The sequence below is a fragment of the Planctomycetota bacterium genome (genome assembly GCA_035384565.1).
In the GTDB taxonomy this organism is placed as follows: Bacteria; Planctomycetota; PUPC01; order DSUN01; family DSUN01; genus DAOOIT01.
In genome coordinates this window covers 69,420-88,392 of the sequence record DAOOIT010000016.1, presented here as the reverse complement: position 1 = coordinate 88,392, position 18,973 = coordinate 69,420, and the positions used below count along the sequence as shown (strand labels likewise).

At 68.3% G+C, this 18,973-nt stretch carries 15 protein-coding genes; 13 read left to right on the top strand and 2 right to left on the bottom strand.

All coding sequences use genetic code 11. The features are described 5' to 3' along the window. Positions 1 to 40: 40 nt before the first annotated feature. The 13 genes from PLE19_08235 to PLE19_08175 all read left to right on the top strand — a co-directional run bounded on the left by PLE19_08235 (position 41) and on the right by PLE19_08175 (position 16,500). Positions 41 to 1,045: a Gfo/Idh/MocA family oxidoreductase gene (locus PLE19_08235; GenBank protein HPD14923.1), complete on the top strand. Its 1,005-nt coding sequence runs from the start codon at positions 41 to 43 to the stop codon at positions 1,043 to 1,045. A gap of 285 nt (positions 1,046 to 1,330) precedes the next feature. Next, entirely contained in the window at positions 1,331 to 1,744 is a 414-nt protein-coding gene (locus PLE19_08230) for a response regulator (GenBank protein ID HPD14922.1), read from the top strand. 44 nt (positions 1,745 to 1,788) lie between these two features. Next, the gene (gene groES / locus PLE19_08225; protein ID HPD14921.1) at positions 1,789 to 2,091 is read left to right on the top strand and encodes a co-chaperone GroES; all 303 of its coding nucleotides are present in this window, start codon (positions 1,789 to 1,791) and stop codon (positions 2,089 to 2,091) included. A 17-nt stretch (positions 2,092 to 2,108) separates the two neighbouring features. Further along, complete coding sequence (gene groL / locus PLE19_08220; GenBank protein ID HPD14920.1) at positions 2,109 to 3,779, top strand: chaperonin GroEL; 1,671 nt, start codon at positions 2,109 to 2,111, stop codon at positions 3,777 to 3,779. A 15-nt stretch (positions 3,780 to 3,794) separates the two neighbouring features. Further along, a complete protein-coding gene (locus PLE19_08215; protein ID HPD14919.1) occupies positions 3,795 to 4,457 on the top strand; it encodes a hypothetical protein in 663 nt (220 codons plus the stop codon). A 21-nt stretch (positions 4,458 to 4,478) separates the two neighbouring features. Further along, complete coding sequence (locus tag PLE19_08210) at positions 4,479 to 5,234, top strand: ABC transporter ATP-binding protein (GenBank protein ID HPD14918.1); 756 nt, start codon at positions 4,479 to 4,481, stop codon at positions 5,232 to 5,234. Beyond that, the gene (locus PLE19_08205) at positions 5,231 to 5,947 is read left to right on the top strand and encodes an ABC transporter permease (protein HPD14917.1); all 717 of its coding nucleotides are present in this window, start codon (positions 5,231 to 5,233) and stop codon (positions 5,945 to 5,947) included. Before PLE19_08210 ends, PLE19_08205 begins: the two co-directional genes overlap by 4 nt. A 5-nt stretch (positions 5,948 to 5,952) precedes the next feature. Then, positions 5,953 to 7,944: a GldG family protein gene (locus PLE19_08200; GenBank protein HPD14916.1), complete on the top strand. Its 1,992-nt coding sequence runs from the start codon at positions 5,953 to 5,955 to the stop codon at positions 7,942 to 7,944. A gap of 21 nt (positions 7,945 to 7,965) precedes the next feature. Then, positions 7,966 to 10,617, top strand: a complete 2,652-nt coding sequence (locus PLE19_08195; protein HPD14915.1) for a DUF4340 domain-containing protein — start codon at positions 7,966 to 7,968, stop codon at positions 10,615 to 10,617. Positions 10,618 to 10,702: 85 nt separating this feature from the next. After that, on the top strand, positions 10,703 to 12,058 hold the full coding sequence (locus PLE19_08190; GenBank protein ID HPD14914.1) for a trypsin-like peptidase domain-containing protein: 1,356 nt from the start codon (positions 10,703 to 10,705) through the stop codon (positions 12,056 to 12,058). Between the two features lie 274 nt (positions 12,059 to 12,332). Beyond that, complete coding sequence (gene dnaG, locus PLE19_08185) at positions 12,333 to 14,105, top strand: DNA primase (GenBank protein HPD14913.1); 1,773 nt, start codon at positions 12,333 to 12,335, stop codon at positions 14,103 to 14,105. A 27-nt stretch (positions 14,106 to 14,132) separates the two neighbouring features. After that, complete coding sequence (gene rpoD / locus PLE19_08180; protein HPD14912.1) at positions 14,133 to 15,767, top strand: RNA polymerase sigma factor RpoD; 1,635 nt, start codon at positions 14,133 to 14,135, stop codon at positions 15,765 to 15,767. Between the two features lie 13 nt (positions 15,768 to 15,780). Beyond that, entirely contained in the window at positions 15,781 to 16,500 is a 720-nt protein-coding gene (locus PLE19_08175) for a C4-type zinc ribbon domain-containing protein (protein HPD14911.1), read from the top strand. Between the two features lie 69 nt (positions 16,501 to 16,569). Here PLE19_08175 and proB read toward each other — a convergent pair whose 3' ends face one another. Next, positions 16,570 to 17,709, bottom strand: coding sequence for a glutamate 5-kinase (proB, locus tag PLE19_08170; GenBank protein HPD14910.1), 1,140 nt, complete (start codon positions 17,707 to 17,709; stop codon positions 16,570 to 16,572). Positions 17,710 to 17,818: 109 nt separating this feature from the next. Beyond that, on the bottom strand, positions 17,819 to 18,919 hold the full coding sequence (wecB, locus tag PLE19_08165; protein HPD14909.1) for a UDP-N-acetylglucosamine 2-epimerase (non-hydrolyzing): 1,101 nt from the start codon (positions 18,917 to 18,919) through the stop codon (positions 17,819 to 17,821). Positions 18,920 to 18,973: the final 54 nt, after the last annotated feature.

Sequence of the window (18,973 nt, the reverse complement as noted above, 5' to 3'; positions counted from 1 at the left end):
GCTCGAGGACCCTCCCACTGTGGCGAAAGCGAGGCGCGCGATGGCGAAGGTTGGCATCGGCATCGTCGGTTGTGGCGGCATGGGGGCGGCGCTGGCGCAGGGGGTGGCCGGGTTGGACACGGCGGCCGTGACCGCGGCCTACGACGAACTCCCCGAGCGGGCCGGCGAGCTGGCCTCGAAGCACGGCGCTCGAGCGTGCAGCAGCCTCGAGGCGCTGGTCTCGCTCGACGCGGTGGATGCCGTGGTGGTGGCCTCGCCCCAGTTCGCCCACGCCGAGCACACGATCGCCGCCGCCCGGGCGGGCAAGCACGTCTTCTGCGAGAAGCCGATGGCGGTGACGCTGGAAGACTGCGACGCCATGATCAAGGCGTGCCGCAAGGCCAAGGTGAAACTGATGATCGGCCAGGTGTGCCGCTACCACGCGGTGCACGGCAAGGTGCGTGAGCTGGCGAGGGGCGGGGACTTCGGGGCGCCCATCTGCATGACGGTGCATCGGCTGGGCGGCCAGTGGGGCGGAGCCTACACGCAGCCCTGGCGCCTCCAACGCAGCCTGTGCGGCGGCACGCTGCTCGAGATCAATGCACACGAGATTGACTTCCTGCGCTGGGTGTGCGGTGAGGTGGAGGCCGTGTATGCCACCGGCGGGTTCTACGTGGACAGGCGGCTGGACTACCCGGACCTCGCTCTGGTGACTCTGCACTTCGCGAGCGGCGCCAAGGGGCTGCTCCACGCGGGACAGGTGAGCGCCCTCGGCGGCTACGGCGGGCGGGTGGACTGCGAGCGCGGCTCGATCGTGTTCCCCGCGATCTGGGGCGCCGACGCGGGGCTGCACCTGTGCAAGACGGGCGAGAAGGCCACCTTCCTCCCTGCGAGCCAGATTCCGGTGGAGGACCCCGTGCGGCACGAGCTTCGGGACTTCGTGGACAGCGTGTTGAACGACACGCCGCCGCCCGTGGCGGGCGAGGACGGGCGAGCCGCCGTGGAGATCGGCGTGGCCGCCTACCAGTCTATCGAGTGCGGCGAGACGGTTCCGCTGCCACTTTGACAGGCCCGCCGCTGCCTCGCTGACAGTGGCTGCGGATGCCGAACGCCCTTCTGCGCGGTTGCGTCGGGTATCCTGATGCAGGCAAGCGCGAGTAGGCAGCGCTCGGTAAACATCCTTTGCAGAATGAGTTACGGCTCACGCTGGTCGAGCCCTGATTCCGGGGCGTCGGGGCGGCTAGGGTTCCCTCTGACCCTGCGGGCGCTTCGGCACAGGGTTTGCAACATCCCGCCGATTGTGTTAGGCTATGGCGACCAGCCGGAATCCTCTGAGGTCGGATGGCCGACGATGGTGGTTGACGAGGAGAGAGCGGCGCACCCCGAGGCCCGGCGTTCGGTGCTGATCGCCGAACAGGAGGAGCGCCTGAGGCGCGACCTGGGCTCGCTCTTCGACGCCGAGGGGTACGAGACCTATCTGGCCGGGGACGATGCGGCGGCGTTCGAGATCGTCCATCACAGGCGGATTGACGTGGTCCTGGTGCAACTGGAGATCCCGCACCGCGGAGGGCTGGCGCTGCTGCGGGCCATCCGCGCGCGCAGCGGGGCCGCCGTGCCCTGCGTGCTCACCGCGCGGGAAGTGTCGGGACGTGTTCAAGTGTCTGCGTTTCTTGAGGATGCGTTCGCTGTGGTGCCGAAGCCGCTGGACGATGCGCTCTTGCGGCGGGTGGTGGCCTCAGCGCTCCGGCCGCGCCGGAGGGTCTAAGGCAGCCGGCGTGGCCGGCCCAAACTCCAGAGGAAGGACGAGTCATGGCGAAGAAGCTGAACATCAAGCCCCTGGGCGACCGGATCGTCGTGCGGCGGCTCGAGGCGGAGGACCGCACCGCGGGCGGCATCGTGCTGCCCGACACGGCCAAGGAGAAGCCCAGGCAGGGCGAGGTGGTGGCCGTGGGCGATGGCGCGCTGACCGAGGAGGGCAAGCACCTGCCCATGCACGTCAAGGTCGGCGACCGCATTGTCTTCACCAGCTACGCCGGCACCGAGATCAAGCACGCCGATGAGGACCTCCTCATCATGCGTGAGGAAGACGTCCTCGGTATCATCCAGAAATAGCGACAGGAGCACGCGGAATGGCCGCCAAGAAGATGGCGTTCGAACAGGATGCCCGGGAGGCGATTCGCCTGGGCGTGAGCAAGCTGGCACATGCCGTCAAGGTCACCCTCGGCCCCCGTGGCCGCAACGTGGTGATCGAGAAGAGCTACGGCGCGCCCACGGTCACCAAGGACGGCGTGACCGTGGCCAAGGAGATCGAGCTCGAAGAAGCCTACGAGAACATGGGCAGCCAGATGGTGCGCCAGGTGGCCTCGAAGACGAGCGACGTGGCCGGCGACGGCACCACCACGGCGACCGTGCTGGCCGAAGCGATCTTCGAGGAGGGCCTGCGGAACGTGGCCGCCGGCACGAACGCCATGGCCATCAAACGCGGCATCGAGAAGGGCGTGGAGGCCGTGGTCGAGGAACTCCGCCGCATGAGCCAGAAGGTCAAGGGGCGCAAGGAGATCGCCCAGGTGGCCGCCGTGGCCGCCAACAACGACCCGGCCATCGGCGACATGCTGGCCCAGGCGATGGAGCGCGTGGGCAAGGACGGCGTGATCACCATCGAGGAAGGCAAGGCGATGGAGACCGCCGTGGAATGGGTCGAAGGCATGCAGTTCGACCGCGGATACATCTCCGCCCATTTCGTCACCGACCCGGACGCGATGACCTGCGAGCTCGAGGACCCTTACATCCTCATCCACGAGGAGAAGATCTCGGCGGTGCGCGACCTGGTGCCGGTGCTCGAGAAGGTGGCCAAGAGCGGCCGGCCGCTCGTCATCATCGCGGAGGACGTGGACGGCGATGCGCTGGCCACCCTGGTGGTCAACAAGCTGCGCGGCATCCTGAGGGTGTGCGCCATCAAAGCCCCGGGCTTCGGCGACCGCCGGAAGGCGATGCTGGAGGACATCGCGCTCCTCGTCGGCGGCAAGGCTCTCTTCAATGACCTCGGCGTCAAGCTCCAGAGCGTGGACCTCCGCGACCTGGGCACGGCCAAGAAGGTGGTCGTGGAGAAGGAGAACACCACGATCATCCAGGGCGGCGGCACGCCCGAGGCGATCAAGGGCCGCATCGCGCAGATTCGCCACGAGATCGAGACGACGACCTCCGACTACGACCGCGAGAAGCTCGAGGAGCGGATGGCCAAGCTGGCCGGCGGCGTGGCCGAGGTGCGGGTGGGCGCGGCCACCGAGGTCGAGATGAAGGAGAAGAAGGCGCGCATCGAGGACGCGCTCCACGCCACCCGCGCGGCTGTCGAGGAAGGCATCCTGCCCGGCGGCGGCGTCGCGCTGCTGCGGGCCGCCCGCTGCCTCGACAAGGTGAAGGCCAAGGACGACGAGAAGGTGGGCGTCGAGATCGTGCGCCGCGCGCTCCGCGCGCCCGTGGTGCAGATTGCCGAGAATGCGGGCGAAAGCGGCAACGTGGTGGTCCACCGAATCCTCCAGGAGAACAGCGACACCTACGGGTACGACGCCCTGGCCGATCGCTACGGCGATCTGGTGGAGGCCGGCATCATTGACCCGACGAAGGTCGTGCGCACCGCGCTCCAGAACGCGGCCAGCGTGGCCGGCCTGCTGCTGACGACCGACGCCCTGATCGCCGAGGTCCCCGAGAAGAAGCCCGCGCCGGCCGGCCCTCCGGGCGGCGGCATGGGCGGTGGGATGGGCGGCATGGGCGGCGGAATGCCCGGCATGGGCGGCTTCTAGAGAGGAGCCCTGAGGATGGCGAAAGCAAGCAAGCCTGCGGAAGCGGCCGCGGCGCCGTTCGCCGCGAGGGTCGTGGGCACAGTGGGCTACGGGCTCAGCGCCCTGGGCGTTCTCGCTTGTGGCGCGCTCGTGGTCCTGGGAATTCGGGCGGGCGATCAGGGAGGAGCCATGCTCCTCTACGGGCTGCTCTTCCTGCTCGTGTCGCTCCTGGGCTGGGGGCTGTTCCGCGACTTCCTGAGGCTCAAGGACTGGGTGGTCGCGCCCGAGGTGCCTGTGGGCCTCAAGCTCCTGGGGAACCTGGGCCGCATCCTGGGCTCGCTGGCGACGGCGGCCTGCATCGCGCTCACCGTGACCACGATCGTGCTGCCGCAGGTGCCGCGGCCGGGCCTGGCGGCGCTGTTCGTGCTGGGCATCTTCCTGTCGCTGCTCGTGCGGACGTTGGGCTCGGCGGTGGCCGAGCTGCGCACGTGGGCGCGGCCCGGCAGCCTGATCGCCAGCGGGCTCGTGCTGGCGCTGCTCGTCGTGGCGCTGGTGTTCAACCTCACGAAGTGGCAGGTGGCCACGGCGACGCTGCCGCTGGCCATCTCCCTGGGCGCTTCGGCCGTGTTGTTTCTCTTCCTGCTCGTGTACTTCATGTTGCCGGCCGTCGTCGAGGCCTTCGAGGCCCGGCGGCTGTAACCGCAAGGCAGGAGGTGCGGGTTGATCGAAGTCGAACATCTCACCAAGCGCTACGGCAAGATCGTCGCGGTGGACGACGTGTCGTTCCGTGTGGAGGAGGGCGAGGTGGTGGGCTTCCTCGGGCCGAACGGCGCCGGGAAGTCCACCGTCATGCGCATCCTCACGTCGTTCACCCCGGCCACCTCGGGCCAGGTGCGGGTCGCCGGGTTCGACCCCTTCTGGGAGTCCATGCAGGTGCGCGAGGGGGTAGGCTATCTGCCCGAAAACGTGCCGCTGTACCGCGAGATGCGGGTGAGCGAGTACCTGTTCCACCGGGCGCGGCTCAAGGGGGTGGCGGCCTGCGAGCGCAAGCGGCGGATCGGCGAGGTGCTGGACCGCTGCGGCATCGCCGAGGTGGCGGGCCGCGTGATCGGCCAGCTCTCGAAGGGCTATCGCCAGCGGGTGGGCCTGGCCGACGCGCTGGTGAACGACCCGCCGATCCTGATCCTCGACGAGCCCACGGTGGGCCTCGACCCCAACCAGGTGCGGCTGGTGCGCGAGATGATCCGCGACCTGGGCCAGCGGCGCACCGTGCTGCTCTCCACCCACATCCTCTCGGAGGTCGAGATGATCTGCCCCCGCGTGATCATCATCAGCGGCGGGCGCATCGTGGCCGAGGACACGACGGCGAACCTCAAGGGCCGGCTCGGCGGCACGCTGGAGGACGTGTTCGTGCAGCTCACGAAGACGGCCGACGTGGTGGGGCATGAGCGGAAGGCCGAGGAGGTGCGGGCATGAGAAACGTCGCCACCCTGACCAAGCGCGAGCTGATCGCCTACTTCCTGTCGCCGATCGCCTATATCATACTCACCGTGTTCCTCGTGCTGATCGGCTACCTGTTCTTCGAGTTCCTGAGCTTCTCGCGGCGGGCCGACATGAGCCAGATCCTGGGCTTCATGGGCTTCATCTCGATCTTCATCCTGCCGCTGCTCACGATGCGCCTGTTCGCCGACGAGTTCGACACGGGCACGATCGAGACGCTGATGACGGCCCCCGTGACGACCCTCGAGGTGGTGTTGTCGAAGTACCTGGCCTCGCTGCTCTTCCTTCTCGTGCTCATCTTGCCCACGCTGCTCTACGCGGCGATCCTGTTCGCCTTCGGCAAGCCCGACGCCGGGCCGATCCTGACGGGGTATCTCGGGCTGTTCCTGCTGGGGGCCTTCTACCTGGCGGTGGGCCTGGTGGCCTCGGCCTGCGTGCGCGCGCAGATTGCGGCCGCCGTGATCTCCATCGTGCTCCTGCTGCTCCTCTACATTCTGGGCTACATCATCCGGCCCGATGCGGTGGACCCGCTCTCCAAGGCGCTTCGCTACATCTCCTTCTCGCAGCATTTCTTCGGGGCCTTCACGAAGGGGATTGTGGACACGCGCGACGTGCTGTACTTCGTGACCAACAGCCTGTTCTGCGTTTTCCTGACGACGGTCATCGTCACCGTCCGCAGGTGGAGGTGAGCGCCGTGACCGAGGAGCGAGCTGTGACGAGCGACAAGCCAAAGGCAGGGGGCCTGCTGATCACGCTGGCGGGCCTGCTGGTGACGGGCATCGGATTCGGCGTCTTCGCCACCCAGGCGAAGGAGCCCCTGGCCGGCAAGGCGCCGGCGCTGCTGGCGTTCCTGAGCCTGGTGGTGGGGGTGGCGCTGGTGGAGGCAGGCGCCTGGCTCAACGCCGCGTTCTACCGCGGCCTGGAGAAGTCGCCTCACAGGGCCTGGCTCGAGGTCGGCGGCGGCGTGGCGCTCGTCGTCGGCATCGTGGTGCTGGGCAACTGCCTGGCCTTCTACTGGACCGGCACGTCGGCCGTTCCCGTGGCCGGGCTGGTGGTGGGGCTGCTGCTCCTGGAACTGGCCCTGGCGGCCGAGCATCGCACGATCATCCGCGTATGCACCGGGCCGTCGTTTCCGCTCACGATGATCGTCCTCGGCGCCGGCGTGCTGGGCGTGCTGGCCCTGGGGCTCGTGAGCTACATCAACGTGCGGCGCTACCGCCGCGTGGACCTCACGCGCACCGGCTTCTACAGCCTGAACGACCAGACGGTGAAGATCCTCAAGAGCGTGGAGAAGCCGCTGCGGATCATTGCGACCATGGTCCGCCACCCCAATCCCCAGGGGCCGGAAGAGTTCAAGAACTTCGTCCGCGGCCGCGTCGGCGAGCTGCTCGAGGAGTACGCCAGCCAGTCGCGCCACGTGGAGTACATTCCCCTGAACATCTACGCCGACCCCGAGGCGGCGGCGAAGATGGGGGCCGAGCTGAAGACCGAGCTCCTCGCCGACACCGTGGTCTTCGCCTACGAAGGCAAGACCAAGGTCGTCGAACTCAGCGAAATGCTCACCCAGTCCATGTTCGGCGAGCCGCCGCAGTTCAAGGGCGAGGAGGCCTTCACCGGCGCTCTCCAGGCGCTCCTCGAGCAGAAGACCACCAAGGTCTACTTCGTCATCGGCCACGGCGAGCGCGGCATAGACGACTACGAGCGCGACGGCGCCTCCACCATCGTCGAGCGCGTGCGCGGCGACAACTGCGAGGTGAAGACCTGCGAGCTGCCGGAAATCCCCGACGACTGCGACGTGCTGGTGATCGCGGGGCCGAAGACGCCCATCCGGCCCGAAGAGGTGGAGGCGGTGCGCAAGTACCTCACGGGCAAGGAGGGGGCCGGCCTGATCGTGATGCTCGACCCCGCCGTGGGCGACACGGCGCCCAGCGGCCTCGAGGTGTTCCTGCGCGAGAACGCGATCGAGGCGCGGACGATGGACGCCATCGTGGACATTGGCCGGCAGGAGATCCTGCCTGGGATCGTGAGCACGGGGCCCACGGTGAGCATAGACGCCACGGAGTACGGCGGGGGGCAGGCGATGATGATGGGCGGCGGCCCTCCCCACCCGATCGTGCGCGACCTGAAGACCCTCCGCACCACCTTCTACCTCGCCTGCCCGCTGGTCTCCACCGCGCCGCCGCGGCCGAGCCCGTACGGCGGGCCTCCGCAAGGCGACCCCTTCACGGCTGAGCTGGTGAAAACTTCGCCGCGAGCCTATGCGAAGGCGGACCTCGACCCCGCCAACCTGGCGCGTCTGCGCATCAACCAGGACCAGGACAAGCCGGGGCCGTTCACACTGGCGATCGCCCGCGGCCAGACCAAGGGCCAGGAGCCGCCGCCCATGCGGCAGCCCATGGGCCCGCCGCCCCAAGGCAAGCTGGTGGTGTTCGGCGATTCGGACTTCATCACGAACATGTACGTCACGCGCGGCTCCACCGGCAACGCCACGCTCTTCCGCAACGCCGTGGCCTGGGCGGCCGGCAAGGAGTACAAGATCGGCATCCCGCCCAAGCCGCTCCAGCAGCAAGACATTCTCGACATGCCCAGCGACGAGAAGAACTTCGCCTGGTGGGCGACGGTCTTCGCCCCGCCGTTCCACATTCTGGTCATCGGCCTCGTCGTCTGGTGGATTCGTCGCCGCTAGCGCTTCGGAGGAAAATCGCCCATGGGCCTCAAGAAGATGCTCCTGCTCCTCGGGGGCGGCTGCGTCGCCGTCCTCGCTCTCGCCGCCTACGTGATCTTCGTCGAGTCGGCGGCCCCGACCACCGACGAGGCCCTCAAGGAACGCGGCCTCGTCTTCCCCGTGAAGGACGACAAGAACCGCACCCTGCGCGACCTTGCGACCAAGCTCGAGATCACGCGCGGCAAGGACACCGTCGTCATCGAGAAGGCCGATGCACAGAACTGGCGGCTCCGCAAGCCTCACGACGCCCGCGCCGACCGCTCCGCCGTCCTCTCGATCCTCGACGGCCTCAAGAACCTCACCGCCGAGAGCTTCGTGCAGCCGGCCGCCGACACGCCCGACGAGATGGCCAAGTTCGGCCTCAAAGAGCCGCGCATCACCGCCACCTTCTGGCTCGGCGACAAGGCGCACGAGTTCGCCGTCGGCGCCGAAGTCAAGGGCCAGAAATCCTACGAAAAGCGGGCCTACATCCGCCTCAAGGGCGAGCCGCGACTGCTCGTCGTCGCCAACGACCTCATCGAGAAGCTCGACAAAGAGCCGAACGGCTTCCGCGACAAGAAGGTCTTCGAGCGCGAACGCGACCCTGAGAAGGCCAGCTCCGTGCGCGTCGTGAGCGCCGAGCGCACCCTCGAGCTCCAGAAGGACGGCAAGACCTGGAGCCTGAAGGCCCCCGTGGCCGACCTCGCCGATGCCTCGAAGGTCTCCAGCCTCCTCTCCAAGGCGCGCAACCTCGAGGTCGAGAAGTTCATCTCCGAAGACCCCTCGAAACTCGCCGACTACGGCCTCGACAAGCCCCAGCTCACCTGCGAGGTCAAGGCCGAGGACGGCTCGACGATGAAACTCCTCGTCGGCAAGGCCCCCGAGGGCGACGACAAACTCAAGGACCAGCTCTACGCCAAGCGCGCCGAAGAGCCCACCATCTTCACGATCAAGAAGGATTTCGCCACGGAGGTGGCCCCGAAACTCGAGGATCTTCGTGACCGCAAGGTGGCGAGCTTCGAGGACGCCGAGGTGAGCGGCATCGAGATCGCGCGCGGCGGAACGGCCTGGGCCGTGACCCGCGAGGGAAAAGACAAGGACTGGAAGCTCACGAAGCCCCGGGAGGCGAAGGCGGACCAGAGCGGCACGAATGATGTCCTCAGGCATCTGGGCCGCCTGCGGGTCGCCCGCTGGATTGACGACCCGAAGGACCCCGCCTTCGAGCACCTCAAGCAGCCCGAGGCTGTCGTCACCCTGGCCCGCGAGCCGATGGGCGCCCCCGGCGTCAAGCCGCAGCCGCCGGTCAAGCTCACCTTCAGCGCCGTCGTGAAGAAGGAGAAGGCTGCTGAGCCCGCGAAGGATACGGAGGCCTCCAAGGAGAAGGGCAAGGACGACGCGAAGAACGAGGCCAAGGACAAGCCCAAGGAGAAGGAGTTCGAGGAAGGACGCTACGTCCAACGCGATGGGCAGGCGGGGCTGCTCTACGTGGTCGGCGGCAAGGCCCCCGACGGCGCCGCGTACGACGAGAAGGACAGCGTCGAGGCCCTCGCTGCCCTGGGCAAGGCGCTCGACAAGGGCTACCTGGCCGTCCTCGACCGCAGGGTCTTCGACTTCAAGTCCGACGCCGTCATCCGCCTCGCCATCGAGCGCGACACCCTCAAGCTGGCCTGCGAGAAGAAGGACGGCGCTTGGAAACTCACCAGCCCCGTGGCCCTCGACGCCGACGCGAACAGCGTCAACAACATCCTCGGCGCGATGAACGACCTGAGCGCCGACGAGTACGTCGTCGAGACCCCGAAGCCGGAGGACCTCAAGCGCTACGGCCTCGACGCCCCCTCGCTCCGCCTCACCGCCACCGTCGAGGAAGAAGCGAAGGCCGACGAGAAGGCGCCCGACGCCAAGGCGGACGCCAAGAAGGACGAAAAGAAGGAGGCCAAGGAAAAGAGGACCTTCACGAAGACGCTCCTGGTCAGCCGCAAGATGGACGGAACGACGTACGGCATGGAGCAGGGCGGGACACTGGTCTTCTCCCTCAAGTCGTGGGATGCCGAGAGCCTGCGCACCGAGGTCATCTCCACCGCCCTTGCCGATTTCGCCGAGGCCGACGCCACGTCGCTCACCATCGCCCATCGCGGCAAGCCCGAGATTGTCCTCGAGAAGGAGAAAGACACCTGGGCCATCACCAAACCCAAGAAGGCCGAGGCCGATCAGGACGCCGTGAAGAAGGTGCTCGACGCCCTGCACGACCTCAAGGGCCGCCGCTGCATTGACTACGAGGGCAAGAGCCTGGCCGAGCACGGACTGGAGCCGCCCGAGGTTGTCGTCACCGTGAAGGTCAAGGACAAGGCCGACGTGGTCCTCAAGATCGGCAAGCCGCTTGCGGACGAGAAGGACGATCCCGGCTCCGCTGCCGTCAAGGGCGACGCCAAGCAGGTCCTCCTGATGCCCAAGGGCAAGGTCGAGGACATCGCCAAGTCGCTCGCCGACCTCGAGAAGAAGCCCGAGCCGAAGGCCGAGGCCCCAACGAAGGAAGAGCCAAAGGCTGAGACCCCGAAGAAGGAAGAGCCAAAGGCCGAGGCCCCGACGAAAGAGGAGCCGAAGGCCAAGGCGGAGGAAGCGCCCAAGGCCAAGGAAGAGGCCCCGAAGACCCAGTGATCGGCGACCAGATGTGAGCCACCATCGTTGCCGTTCCCGAGTCTGTGCCGCGCATCGCCTCGTCAGGCCGCTCTTCGCCTTGTGCGTGGCAACGGCCGACGGGGCCTTCGGGGGAGCGCTCGCCCCTGCGCATGAGGCCACGCGTCGCACCCCCGTCGTGATAGCCGTCGAGAAGGCCGGGCCGTCCGTCGTCAACATCAGCACCGAGCAGATCGTCGTCCGGCAGGGCGACCCCTTCTACCAGTTCCGCGACCCCTTCTTCGACCAGTTCTTCAGCGAGTACTTCGAGCGGTTTGCCCGCCCGCAGCAGTTTCGCACCCACAGCCTGGGCTCGGGGGTGATCATTGACCCCGAGGGGCACGTGGTCACCAACGAGCACGTGGTGCGGAAGGCGTCGCGGATTGACGTTACGCTCGCCGACGGCAGCAAGTACGAGGGCAAGCTGCTCTCGGGCGACCCCGAGAGCGACCTGGCCCTCATCGAGCTCAATGCCAAGAAGCCGCTGCCGGCGCTGCGCCTCGGCCGCTCCGACGACCTGATGATTGGCGAAACCGTGATCGCCCTCGGCAACCCCTTCGGCCTCGAGAGCACCGTCACGGTGGGCGTCGTGAGCGCGAAGAACCGCTCCGTGACCCTCGAGGGCCGCGAGGCCTACGCCGGCCTGGTGCAGACCGACGCGGCCATCAACCCCGGCAACAGCGGCGGCGCCCTGGTGAACATCGAGGGCGAGCTGATCGGCATCAACGTGGCCATCCGGGCCGACGCCCAGGGCATCGGCTTCGCCATCCCCGTGGACCGCGTGCGCGAGGTGCTCAAGGGCCTATTCAACTACCGCCTCATCAAGAAAACCTACATCGGCGTGCGGGGCCGCGACCTCACCCCCGAGGACATGGCGCGCCACAAAGCGGCCGCGCACAGCGGCGTGCTCGTCGTGGGCGTGGACCCCGACAGCCCCGCCGCCAGGGCCGGCCTGGCAGAGGGCGACCTGATCACCGCAGTCGACTCCGTGCCTGTGGCGGACATGCTTCAGTTCTTCAAGAAGATGCTGGACAAGAACGTGGGCGACACCGTGGCGCTGCGGGTCTTACGCGGCAGCAAGGACCAGGTCATTCGCGTCACCGTGGCCGCCGCGCCGAAACCCTCGGGGGCCGAGGTGGCGCGCACCCGGCTCGGCCTGTCGCTTCAACCGATGACCGCCGAACTCGCACGGTCGTTCGGCTTCCGAGAGCCCGCGGGGCTGATCGTCACCGCGCTGGAGCCGGGCGGGCCGGGCGACAAGGCCGGCCTCATGCGGGGCGACGTCCTCCTGCGCGTGGGCGATGTGGCCGTGCAGACCCTCGATCAAGTCGCCGTCGCGCTCGAGCAGGACGGCGGCGGTCAGGTGCGCGTGCTCATCGCCCGGCGCGGACACCTGTACCGCGCGATTCTCCCCGTGCGCTGACTGCTAGGTCGTGAGACTCCTTGGAGGTCGGCCGCATCTTGTAAGTCATTCGCATTGAATGACTTGCGTCTGGCGGCCTCGCTGGTGCCGGCGCCCGTGAGTGACGGGCAGTTGGGCAGAGTTGTGCGGCACGTTTGACTCCCCGCTATTATAGTGGTAAACTTACAGGGTTAGCGTTCACCGCCGGGCATTCAGGAAACTCGACTGGGGCGAGCGAGCCGGCGGCATGGCTGCCCGCGGGCGCGCCTGCGAGCAGGCTAGGGGCGAAACCAGATTGCCTGGGCGAATCTCCGACGACATCCTTGCGGCGGTCAAGCGGTCCGCTGACATCGTGGACATTGTGTCGCGCTACGTCACGGTGAAGAAGGCGGGGCGCACCTTCAAGGCTCTGTGTCCCTTCCACACAGAGAAGACGCCGTCGTTCATCGTCAATCCCGAGCGCCAGATGTTCAAGTGCTTCGGGTGTGGCAAGGCCGGCGACGTGTTCAGCTTCGTGGCCGAGCACGAGCGGGTGGACTTCCCCGAGGCCGTGCGGATCGTGGCCGCGGCCGTGGGCGTTGCCATCCCCGAGACCTTCGGCCGCCGCGGCGAAGGCAGCGGGGTCAGCCAGGACGTCAAGTCGCGTCTCTACGATCTGCACACCTGGGCCGCGCGCTTCTACGCCCGCCAGTTCGCCCAGGCGCCCGAGGCCGAAGGCGCCCGCCGCTACATGAGCCAGCGCGGCTTCGAGCCGGAGACACTCGAGGCCTGGCGCATCGGCTACGCCCCGGATTCCTGGGACGCCCTGGGCCGCGCCGCCCGCGCCGCCGGCTACACCGACCAGGAGCTCGTGGCCTCCGGCCTGGCCATCGCGCGCGAGGGCGGCAAGGGCCATTACGACCGCTTCCGCAACCGGGTGATGTTCCCGATCTGCGATGTGCAGGGCCGCGTCATCGCCTTCGGCGCGCGCACCCTGGCCGACAGCGAGGTGAAGTACATCAACTCGCCCGAAACCCCGCTGTTCAGCAAGAGCCGCTGCCTCTACGGCCTCGACAAGGCGCGCGACGCGGCCATCAAGGGCCGCCGCATCCTCGTCACCGAAGGCTACACCGACACGCTGATGTGCCACCAGAAGGGCATCGCGTGGGCCGTCGCCACGCTCGGCACCGCCCTCACGCGCGAGCACATCACGCTGCTCCGCCGGTACGCCGACACCGTGATCCTGCTCTTCGACGCCGATGCGGCCGGCGAGGCCGCCGTGGACCGCAGCCTCGAGGTCTTCGCGGACGCCGACCTGAGCGTGCGCGTGCCCGCGCTCACGGCGGGGATGGACCCCTGCGACTTCCTCGTGGCGGAGGGGGCGGAGGCCTTCGTCGCGCGTCTCGACGCCGCCAGGGACCTCTTCGAGGTCAAGGTGGACCTGGCCTGCGCACACCACGACATGGGCACGACCGACGGGCGAGCCCGCGCGGTGGACGAGGTGCTGCGCGTCGTGGCGCAAGTCACCAACGTGGCCAAGGCGGACCTGCTCACCGAGACGATCGCCACCCGCGCGCGGGTGGACCGCGAGGCCGTGCGCCGGCGCCTCGCCGCGCTGCACAGGGCGCAGCGGCGAAGCGCCCAGAAGCAGGAACCAGTCCGTACCCAGGAGTTCGACTGGGCGGAGCTCTGGATCCTCCGCCACGTGCTCGCCGCCAACGAACTGATCCCCTGCGTGCTGGCGCGCGTGGGCCCGGAGAGCTTCGGCGACAGCCGCCTCCGCCGCATCTTCGAGCAGTGCGTGCTCCTCTACGATCAGGAGGGCGAAGTGGACCCGGCGATGCTCAGCTCCACGCTCCAGGACCGGGAACTGAGCGCCATCATCGCCACGCTGGACTTTGAGGGGGGTGGGGGGAAGGCCGAGAAATCGGTGCAGGACTGCCTCGACCGGCTCGAGGCGCGGCAGCAGCGGGCCGAGTACGAGCGACTGAAGGAACAGGCCCGGGGCGCCGACCCGAGCGCCCTGGCCGCGATACAGCAACTTCACCGGCGTCGAGCGGGCCGCCCCAGCGGCGCGCCCGTCCCGTAATCGCCGGCCACAGGAGTGCATGGCGCCATGCCGACCACGCTCGATGAAAGCCTGAAACTCCTCGTCGAGAGGGGCAAGGAAAAGGGCTTCGTCACCTACGAGGAGCTCAACGACCTGCTCCCCGAGGACGCCGTGTCGCCCGACAAGATTGACAAGATCCTCATGACCCTCGACGAGATGGGGATTGATATCCTCGACGAATCCGAGGAGCCGGGCGCCGCGAAGGAGGAGGAGCCGGACGTCCTCGAAGAGGTCGAAGAGGAGGAGGTCGCGGACCGCATAGATGACCCCGTGCGCATGTACCTCACGCAGATGGGCGAAATCCCCCTGCTGAGCCGCGAGGAGGAGATCTCTCTCGCCAAGAAGATCGAGGTCACGCGCAAACGCTACCGCACCAAGGTGCTCGAATCCGACTACTCACTGCGCACCGGCATCCGGATCCTTGAGGACGTGCAGAGCGGCAAGCTGCCGTTCGACCGCACCCTGCGCCTCTCGACGGCGGTGGAGGTGGGCCGCGACGAGATCATGCGCCTGCTGCCGCTCAACCTGGCCACGCTGCGCAAGATCCACGAGCGCAACAAGGCCGACTACCGCATCATCAACCGGCCCGGCAGCAGCCCCAGCGAGAGGGCCCAGGCGCTGGCCCGCCTGCGCTCGCGCCGCCGCAAGGCCGTGGCGCTGCTCGAAGAACTCAACATCAACATAGACAAGATCCAGCCGATGATGCGCAACCTCCAGGAGCTGAGCGAGCGGATGGACCGCTGCGCCGAGCTGCGCGACCGGCTGGTGCAGAACGCGAACGATGGCGACGGAGCGCGCATCCGGGGCCTCGAGGAGGACCTCGCGCAGCTCGAGGAGGAGTGCCTGGAGGACCGCGAGCAGCTTCGGCGCCGCGTGGCTGCCATCACCGAGCGCTTCATGGGCTACGAGCAGGCCAAGCGCAAGCTCTCCGGCGGCAACCTGCGCCTCGTCGTCTCCATCGCCAAGAAGTACCGCAACCGCGGCCTGTCGTTCCTCGACCTGATCCAGGAAGGCAACACCGGCCTGATGAAGGCCGTGGAAAAGTACGAGTACCGCCGCGGCTACAAGTTCTCCACCTACGCCACCTGGTGGATCCGCCAGGCCATCACCCGCTCCATCGCCGACCAGGCGCGCACCATCCGCATCCCCGTGCACATGATGGAGACGATGAGCAAGCTGCGCAACGTCAGCAAGCGCCTGGTGCAGGAGCTGGGCCGCGACCCCACGGTGGACGAGATCGCGGCCGAGGCCGACATCTCGATGGAAGAGGCGCGCCGCGTGCTCAAGATCTCCAAGCACCCCATCTCGCTCGACCGCCCGATCGGCGAGAGCGAGGACAGCTACTTCGGCGATTTCATCGAGGACGAGAACGCCGAGAACCCCGTGAGTGCGGCCACCCACGAAATGCTCAAGGACAAGATTCACTCGGTCCTCGACACCCTGACGTACCGCGAGCGCGAGATCATCAAGCTCCGCTACGGCATCGGCGACGGCTACACCTACACCCTCGAAGAGGTCGGCCGGCGCTTCCGCGTCACCCGCGAGCGCGTCCGGCAGATCGAGGCCAAAGCCATTCGAAAGCTCCAGCACCCCATCCGCAGCCGGAAGCTGGAGGGGTTCATGGAGGACATATTGAAGTAGACAGGAACCCTGCATGCCCAACAGCCCCGAGATTGACGCCCTGCTGAGCCTGCACAGCATCGACAGCAAGATTGACAAGCTCACCGCGCAGAAGGACCTGCTTCCCGTCGCCCTGCGCCACATCGAGACCCACCTCGCCCAGCAACGGCAGGCCCTGGAGGAGAAGCGCGCGAGCGTAAAGCAGCTCCGCACCCAGATCCACGCCCGCGAGGTGGACCTCCGCGCCGCCGAACAGGAGACCGAGAAGCTCACCACGCAGCTCAACACCGCGCGCACCAACAAAGAGTACACGGCGTTCCAGCACGAGATCGCCGCGAAGAAGGCGGATGCGTCGCGCATCGAGGACGACCTGCTGGCGATGATGGCGGACGTGGAGGAACTCGAGAGCGACGCGCGAGAGCTCGAGCGCGGCATCGCCCAGCTCGAGCGTCAGCACGCCGAGGAAGCCAAGGGCGTGTCGGCCGATGTGGGCCAGCTCGACGAGCAGATCGCGGAGCTTCAGGAGGCGCGGCAGGCCGCTGTGGCCAGGGTAGAGCCCGCCCTGCTCGGCGAGTACGAGCGGATCGCCCAGAAGAAGGGCTCCTCGGCCCTGGCCCCGGTTGTCGGCAACTCGTGCCAGGGCTGCTTCATGCAGCTCCCGCCCCAGCTCTCGCACACGCTGCGCGCGGGCCGCAAGATCGTCAAGTGCCCGAGCTGTTCGCGGCTGCTCTACATGCCGAGCGGCGTCGTGTGACGGGCCGCGGTGCGCCGAGTGCCTGCTTCGCTCCGAAGAGAGGGGAGGCGCGGCGCCTCCTTCGCCGGCTCAGCCGGCTCCGCCCCCGAGAATCACCAGATTGTCGCGGTGGACCACCTCGTCGTAGTCCTTGTAGCCGAGACGCGCCTGGATGTCGCGCGTGTGGTAGCCCTGGATGAGGGCCAGCTCGGCCGAGGAGTAGTTGGTGAGGCCGCGCGCGAAGGGCGGCTCCTGGCCCACGGCCAGAGCCACCACGGCGCCTTTGCCGAACGTGCCGCGGACCGCCCGCACCCCCGAGGCCAGCAGGCTCTTGCCGCCCTCGACCAGCGCGCGCCGTGCCCCCGCGTCCACCACCAATTCGCCGCTGGGCCGGGCGGTGAAGGCGATCCAGCGCTTGCGGCTGGCCATGCGGCGCGCCGCGGGCAGGAAGAGGGTGCCGACGTTCTCGCCCGCGACGATGCGGCGCAGGATGCCGCGGCGGCGGCCGCCCGCGATCACCACGGGCACGCCCGCGCGGGTCGTCATAGCGGCCGCCCGCAGCTTGCTGCCCATGCCTCCCGTGCCGCGCGCCGACTTCTCGCCCGTATCGAGCCTCACGATGTCGTCCGAGATTCTTTCGACCAGGGGCACGACGTGCGGGCGGCCCGCGGCATCCTCCTCCAGCAGGCCGTCCACGGTGCTCAGGATCACCAGCAGGTCGGCGAGGATCAGCGCGGCCAGGTGCGCCGCCAGGAAGTCGTTGTCGCCGTAGCGAATCTCGTCCACCGACACCGAGTCGTTCTCGTTGATCACCGGCACGCAGCCCATGGCCACGAGCGCGTGGAGGGTATTGCGGGTGTTGAGGAAGCGGGCGCGGTGTTCCATGTCCTCGCGGGTCAGCAGCACCTGGCCCACGCAGCGGCCGTGGCGGCGGAAGCTCTCGTTGTAGGTGCGGATCAGGCGGCTCTGGCCCACGGCGGCGGCGGCCTGAAGCTCGGGCAGGGTGGCCGGGCGCTTGGGCAGGCCCAGCTCGCCCATGCCGGCGGCGATGGCGCCGGAGCTGACGACGATGATCTCGCGCCCCGCGTCGCAGAGCTCAGAGATCTGGTCCGCCAGGTGGTGCACGCGGCGGCGGTCCAGCGAGCCGGTCTTCGAGGTGAGGACGTTCGAGCCGATCTTGACGACTACTCGGCGGGCCTGTGCCAGCAGTTGGCGGGGGTCAACAGCCATGTCGCTGAGCCTTCCTATCTCTCTGTGTGGCCGCAAGCATCCCGCTTGCGGTCCCCTTCGGCGTCTCGACAAGCGCGGCGCTTGTCGCCACATGCGTCCGCAAGAGAGGCTACTCCTCCTGGACTCGGGTGAGGATTTCCGCGATGGCCTCGGCGGCGTGGCCATCGCCGTAGAGGTCGGGGCGTCCGCTGCCCGCGCCGAAAGGCGCGCGCTGCCCGTCCCATCGGGCCACGGCCTCCATCGCCTCGGCGAAGCGCGCCGCATCCGCGTCCACCAGCGCGTTCCAGCCTGCTTCCACAGTCTCCACCCACTCGGTCTCGGCGCGGAGGGTGATGCAGGGCACGGCGAGGAGGTAGGCCTCCTTCTGCACGCCGCCCGAGTCGGTGAGGATGGCCCTGGCGTGCCGCTCGAGGCGGAGCATCTGAAGGTACGAGGCGGGCTCGATGGGGCGGAGGACTCCGTGTCGGGCCTCCATGCCCGCGGCGGCGAGGGCTCCTGCTGTTCGGGGATGGAGCGGCAGGAGCACGGGCGCATCGAGGCCCGCGAGCAGGCCGAGCAGGCGGGCGAGGCGGGCGGGGTCGTCGGTGTTGGCGGCGCGGTGCACGGTGGCGAGGTAGTAGGCGCGCGGGGCGATGCCGATGGCCTCGAGAGGGCTGGGCGCCTGGTCGGCGAGGCGGAGGTTATGGAGCAGGGAATCGTACATCACATCGCCCACGAGGTGGACGCCGCGCTGGATGCCCTCGGCGGCCAGATTTCTCACGGCGGCCTGGGTGGGGCAGAGGAGGAGGTCGGCCAGGTGGTCGGCGACCACGCGGTTGATCTCCTCGGGCATGGTGCGGTTGAAGCTGCGCAGTCCCGCCTCCACGTGGGCGACTCGAATCCCTAGCTTGGCGGCAGCGAGGGCGCCGGCCAGGGTCGAGTTGGTGTCGCCGTAGACGAGCGCCCAGTCGGGCCGTTCCGCCACGAGCACGGCCTCGATGGCGGCGAGCATGCGCCCCGTTTGCGCCGCGTGGGTGCCGGAGCCGATGCCCAGGTGGTGGTGGGGCTTTGGCAGGCGCAGCTCGGCGAAGAAGACGTCGGAGAGCTGCGGATCGTAGTGTTGGCCGGTGTGGACCAGCGTTTCGGCCACGCCGCGTGCGGCGAGCGCGCGCGAGACGGGGGCAGCCTTGACGAACTGCGGCCTGGCGCCGACGATGGTGGTCACGGTCATGTGGGCTTCTTCGCTCTCTGTCAGTGCGCAGGGCAGATTCTACGCACGCAGGGG